The 6,000-nt window shown below is 72.8% G+C and carries 4 protein-coding genes; 3 read left to right on the top strand and 1 reads right to left on the bottom strand.

Translation table 11 applies throughout. The features are described 5' to 3' along the window. Window positions 1–186 precede the first annotated feature (186 nt). A complete protein-coding gene (locus tag ACFVHO_RS08915; RefSeq protein ID WP_385711675.1) occupies window positions 187–1,299 on the top strand; it encodes an LLM class flavin-dependent oxidoreductase in 1,113 nt (370 codons plus the stop codon). Window positions 1,300–1,353: 54 nt separating this feature from the next. After that, window positions 1,354–2,262, top strand: coding sequence for a LysR family transcriptional regulator (locus ACFVHO_RS08910; protein WP_385711673.1), 909 nt, complete (start codon window positions 1,354–1,356; stop codon window positions 2,260–2,262). 33 nt (window positions 2,263–2,295) lie between these two features. On the opposite strand, the gene ACFVHO_RS08905 is transcribed toward ACFVHO_RS08910, so the two are convergent. Further along, window positions 2,296–4,155, bottom strand: a complete 1,860-nt coding sequence (locus ACFVHO_RS08905; protein WP_385711671.1) for a putative bifunctional diguanylate cyclase/phosphodiesterase — start codon at window positions 4,153–4,155, stop codon at window positions 2,296–2,298. Window positions 4,156–4,495: 340 nt separating this feature from the next. Between ACFVHO_RS08905 and ACFVHO_RS08900 the strand changes: the two genes are divergently transcribed. After that, window positions 4,496–5,776, top strand: a complete 1,281-nt coding sequence (locus tag ACFVHO_RS08900) for a M6 family metalloprotease domain-containing protein (protein ID WP_385711669.1) — start codon at window positions 4,496–4,498, stop codon at window positions 5,774–5,776. Window positions 5,777–6,000 lie beyond the last annotated feature (224 nt).

Raw genomic sequence — 6,000 nt, 5'->3', positions numbered from 1 at the left:
CCCCCCCTCCCAGCCCGTCCGGCGCTTGAGGACGAGGCGCGGAGCGCCGACAAGCGGGGTCCAGGGGCGGAGCCCCGGGTTCGGAGAAGGGGTGGGACTGGGGCGCCCCGCGAGGGAATAAGCGGAGCCACCCTCCTGTTCGACCCTGCGTACCGCAAAGACGCAGACGAAGACCAGGAGGCCCCGGTGACGGTGGAGCAGAGCGGCGGCGACGACGAGGGAATCCGAGCCCCGAGGCACGGCGAGGCGCCGACGCCCCTGTCCGTACTGGACCTGGTGACCGTGGGCGCGGGCCGCACGGCGACGGACGCCTTGCAGACCAGCGTGGCCCTGGCCAAGCTGGCCGAGTCCCGCGGCTACCACCGCCACTGGGTGGCCGAGCACCACTCGATGCCGGGAGTGGCCTCCTCCTCCCCGGCAGTGATCCTCGCCCACCTGGCAGCCCACACGACCCGCATACGCCTGGGCTCAGGCGGCGTCATGCTGCCGAACCACGCCCCCCTGGTCATCGCGGAGCAGTTCGGCACGCTGGAGGCACTGGCCCCGGGCCGCGTCGACCTGGGCCTCGGCCGCGCCCCGGGCACGGACGGCGCCACCGCCGCGGCCCTGCGCCGCACGGATCGGCTGAACGAGGGCGCCGACGACTTCCCCGAGCAGCTCGCGGAGCTGACCCGCTTCCTGGACGACGACTTCCCCGACGGCCACCCCTACGCCCGCATCCACGCGGTCCCGGGCCCCGTCCAGTCGACGTCCCCCGGCGGCGTGCAGTCCCCGCACCGCCCGCCCATCTGGCTGCTCGGCTCGTCCGGCTTCAGCGCCCGCCTCGCGGGCATGCTCGGCCTGCCCTTCGCCTTCGCGCACCACTTCTCCGCGCAGAACACGATCCCGGCCCTCGATCTGTACCGGGAGTCGTTCCGCCCCTCCACCGTCCTCGACGCCCCGTACGCCCTCATCGGCGTCTCGGCGCTCGCGACGGACGAGGAGAAGGAGGCCCGCCGCCAGGTGATGGCCGCCGCCCTGAACATGGTCCGCCTGCGCACCGGCCGCCCCGGCCTCGTACCGACCCCGGAGGAGGCCGAGGCGCACCGGTTCACGGAAATGGAGCGGGACTTCATCACGAGCTGGAACGCCAACGTCGTCCACGGCACCGCCGACCAGGTCCGTACCGGCCTCGACGACCTCGCCAAGCGCACCGGCGCCGACGAGCTGATGCTCACGGCCAACGCGCACAGCGGCGACGTACGCCTGCGCAGCTACGAACTCATCGCGGACGCCTACGGATTGCCGAACTCCGCCTGACCGCGTCCGCACCCCCCGCCCCCCGTGTCCCGGCCGTTTCCCTAACCTGTCGCCATGGACATGGACACCCGACTGCTGCGCTGCTTCACCGCCGTCGCCCAGGAGGGCGACCTCAGGCGTGCCGCCGACCGCCTCTTCCTGTCGGCGCCCACGCTGACTCGGGAACTCAGGCGCCTGGAGACGCAGTTGGGGACGGAGTTGTTCACGCGGTCGCGCGCCGGGGTGGCGTTGACGGACGCGGGCGCGGCCCTCGCCGCCGCCGCGCCCGCGGTGCTCGACGCCTGGGACGCGGCGCTGTGCTCCACGCGGGGCGCGGCGGCGCGCGCGGACCGGGTCCTGCGGGTGGGCTTCGTGACCGACGGGGCGGAGGGGCTCGCGCGGCGCGGCGTCGCCGAGTTCGTGCGCCGCAGGCCCGGCTGGAGGGTGCGCCTCACCCAGGCCGCGGCGGACGACCCGACGGCGGGCCTGGCCGCGGGCACCGTCGACGCGGCGCTGGTGCGGCTGCCGTTTCCCGGCCAGGAGGCCCTGGACGTCGAGGTGTTGCTGACCGAGCCGCGCCGCGTCGCGCTGCCCGCCGCGCACCGCCTGGCCGCGCACGAGGAGGTCGACTTCGCCGAGCTCCTCGACGAGCCCTTCGTCGCGGCCCCGCCGGAGTCGGGCTGGTGGCGCGACCACTGGCTGGCGACGGACGAACGCGAGGGACGCCCGGCGAAGATCGGCGCCGTCGCCCGTACCTTCGAGGAGTGGCTGACCGCCATAGCGGACGGCGAGGGAGTCTCCCTCGCGTCGGCGGCGACGGCCCGCGCCTGCCGCCGCCCCGACGTGGCCTACCGGGTGGTGCGCGGCATCGGGCCCGCCCAGGTCGGCGTGGCCCACACCCCGGGCGCCCAAGTCCCGCAGGAGGTACGGGACTTCGTACAGGCCTGCGTCACCGCGCGCGACGAGCCGGACCCCGAGGGGTGACCGCGCGCGGCACGCGCCCCGTGCACTCTGGGGTCACGTGCCCCGCGACCCCAGAAGTACGGAGATACGATCCGCCCCCACCGGCCGTGAGTACAGCCACCCCTGCCCGGTGTCGCACCCGATCCTGCGCAGCCGCTCCGCCTGCCCGGACGTCTCCACGCACTCCGCGGTGACGGTGAGCCCGAGGCGGTGGGCGAGTTGCACCAGGGCCTCGACGATCACCTCGTCGGCGGGGTTGATGTGCGCGGACGCCGTGCCGTACTCGCCCTCGTCGTACTGGAAGCCGCGCACGAAGGAGCCGTCCAGCTTCAGGACGGACACCGGGAGGCGGCTGAGGTAGGCGAGGTTGGAGTAGCCGGTGCCGAAGTCGTCGATGGCGATGCGGACGCCCATGTCGCTGAGCGCCTGCAGGGCCTGCAGCGGTCGGCCCGCGGAGCCCATGACGGCGGACTCGGTCAGCTCCAGTTGCAGCAGCCCCGGCGCGAGGCCGGTCTCCGCCAGGATCTCGGCCACGTCCGCCACCAGGTCGGAGTCCCATACCTGGCGCACGGCGACGTTGACGCTCACGAACAGCGGCTCCCTGCCGGGGTGTTCGAGCTGCCACCGCCGGGCCTGCAGACACGCGGTCCGCAGCACCCAGCGACCGAGCTGCACGATCGAGCCGTCTTCTTCAGCAAGTCCGATGAACCGATTCGGCGTGAGCAAACCGAACTGCGGATGATTCCACCGTACGAGTGCTTCGACGCCGCGTACGTCGCCTCCCTCCAGGCACACCAACGGCTGGTAGTCCAGGACGAATTCGCCGCGCTCGACGGCGGGGCGCAGCGAACTGGCCAGCGCCTGGCGGGTCATGCGGTGGGCGTTGCGCTCGGGGTCGAACAGGGTCCAGCGGGCCTTGCCGTCGGCCTTCGCCCAGTACAGGGTGGTGTCGGCGGCCTGCATCAGGCCGGTGGTCGTGGTGCCGGCGGCGCGTCGTTCGACGACGCCGATGGAGGCCGACACCGAGAGCCGCTGCCCGGACAGGTCGAAGGGTTCCTGGAGCGTTCTGAGGACCGTCTCGGCGAGTTCGGTGAGCTGGTCGGTGCCGGTGGAGTCCTCCACGAGCAGCGCGAACTCGTCCCCGCCGAGCCGGGCGACCAGCGGTGCCGACGCCCTGCCGTACCCGGCGCGGTCGGCGAGGGCGGTGAGCCGTTCGGCGACGGCGGCGAGCAGCCGGTCGCCCACGCGATGGCCGAGCGTGTCGTTGACCGCCTTGAACCCGTCGAGGTCCAGATAGCAGAGCCCGATCCGGCCGGTGCTCGTGTCGTCGTACGCCCCCGCTTCGAGCGCCGTGGCCAGGCGCTCGAAGAACAGCGCGCGGTTGGGCAGCCGGGTCACCGGGTCGTGCATCTGCAGATGCCGCAGCCGGGCCTGCAGGTCGCGGCGCGCGCTGATGTCGGCGGCGGCGAGCAGGACGGTGCCCGCGCCGCGCCGCTCCGTCCCGCCGGGCAGCGGCGAGGCGGTGATCTGGGTCCACAGCGAGTGCCCGTCGGGGTGTTTCAGACGGCGGGTGCAGCGGAGCTTCGCCTGCCGGCCGCGGAGCACCTCGCGGTACGCGTGCCAGGTGCGGGCGTCGGACGCGAGGTCCACCAGGTCGGCGGCGATCCGCCCGGTCAGGTCGGCGGCGTCGGCGCCGAGCAGTTCGGCCAGCGCGTCGTTGGCGCTGACGACCAGGCCCTCGCGGTCCACGACGGCGAGGGCCAGGGGGGCCGCGGCGAAGGCGGCGCGGTAGTCGGCGGCGTACTGGGCGAGGGGGCCGGTCGGGCCCGATTGGTGACGCTCTGTGACGGCAGGCCGGTCGCGGCCGGGGTCTGCGACCGCTGTGGCGGTCGGCCCTTGTGAGGTTCCGTTCACCGCTTGCTCCCGCAGTGCAATTGATGTCGAGCAGGTCGATGGGCCCCGAATCCTGGCGGGTCTGGGGAGGCGGTCGGCCGTTTGGGGGGCGGCCGACGGGGCCGGGAAAGTCTGCCGATCATAGAGGCACGCCGACGGCCCGTTCCAGCCGTAGCACGCCCCGCGAGGGTCCCGGAGACGACCGACAGATCGTTTCTGCTCGGCCCTGTGCAGGCTTCTTTGCCGCTCGACCGCTTGTGACAGCCGGTGAGCGGTCGGAGTGTCGCATCCTGGCCGATCCTCACTCGACCGGGTCAGACAAACAGGGCGAATCGCGACAAAACATCACAGGGTGGGTGAGGTGTCTCGCATTCCGCACCCGGAGGTCGACGTGGGGCGTCAGCTCCCCCCTTGGACGCTCACCCGTGGAGGGGAGAGGCCGCGGCTGCGCACCGCGGGCATCCTCTTCACCTGTCTGACCGCTCTCGCCGCCACCTCACTGGTCGCGGGGCCTGCGATCGCCCACGGCGAGGCGGGCCCGTGCGCCCTGCGGCGTACGCCCGCGCACCACTCGGAAGGCCTCGACACCTGGAACGGCGCCTATCCGCGCCCCTCCCGCGTCCTCGACGCCGTCATGGTCTTCCTCTCCTTCCCGGACTCCCCGCCGCTGACGACACCGCGGGAGCTGGCGGCCGACTACTTCCCGGCCACGAGCGACTTCTTCGACCAAGCCTCCTACGGGAGGTTCCGGCTGCGCCCCCACCCGCAACACGAATGGGTGGAAATGCCGAAAGATTCCACGATGTACGCCATAGAGCGGGACTGGGATCCGCAGCACCGCGCGTCCTACCTCCGGGACGCGGTCGCCGCGGCCGATCCGCGCGTGGACTTCTCCGCGTACGACATCGTCTACTTCGTCGCCGATCCGGACGCGCCCGGAGTGAACTCCGACGCAACGAAGGTCGTGAACTTCGACCGTCCGATGCGGGCCGACGGCACCAGCATCCGTCGCATCGTCACCGTCTTCGAGCGCCATCCGCCGGACCGCAACGTACTCGCCCACGAGACCGGCCACGTCTTCGACCTGCCCGACCTCTATCACCGTCCCACCGACGGCAAGGGCGACTGGGACACCCATGTCGGCGACTGGGACGTCATGGGCAGCCAGTTCGGCCTCGCTCCCGAGCTGTTCGGCTGGCACAAGTGGAAGCTCGGCTGGCTGGGGCCCCGCCAGGTCGTCTGCGTGGACAGCGGTCCGCGGCGGCTGACCCTCGACCCGCTCGCGGCCCAGCCCGTTCCGGGCGGCGTGGGCGCCACCAAGCTGGCCGTGGTCCGCACCGGCCGGGGCAGCGCCGTCGCCATCGAGGCCCGCGGCGCCGTGGGCAATGACCGGGGTACGTGCAGCGAGGGCGTCCTCGCCTACCACGTCCGCAACGAGACGGCGTCCGGCCGGGGCCCCGTCGAGGTCATCGACGCCCACCCGGACTCGGAGGCCTGCGACACCGACTCGGTCTACCCGCCCCTCGCGGACGCGCCGGTGCGGGCCGGGGAGGCCTTCACGGTGCCCGGGGAGCGGATCAGGATCGAGGTCGAGGCCCGAACCCCGTCCGGCGCCTGGACCGTCAAGATCACCCCCACGTGACCAGGAGCAGAACGCTCCGGTGCCCTGCTGCTGGCCGGAGTGCCCCAATGTTCCGGCCCTCCGACCGTCCAACCGGAGGGTGCCTCGATGCTTCGGCACCCCGGCCGACCTGAAAAGGGGGGTGTGGGTGGCGAAGCCCCCACAAACGCGCGGCGAAGCCGCGCAAAAACGACGACAGCGAGACAGGTCCACGCTTTCTGTGGACATGCCTCGCCATCGGTGTC

The sequence above is a fragment of the Streptomyces sp. NPDC127108 genome (assembly GCF_042677545.1).
Taxonomy (GTDB): Bacteria; Actinomycetota; Actinomycetes; order Streptomycetales; family Streptomycetaceae; genus Streptomyces.
This window is presented reverse-complemented; position numbering and strand designations above follow the sequence as displayed.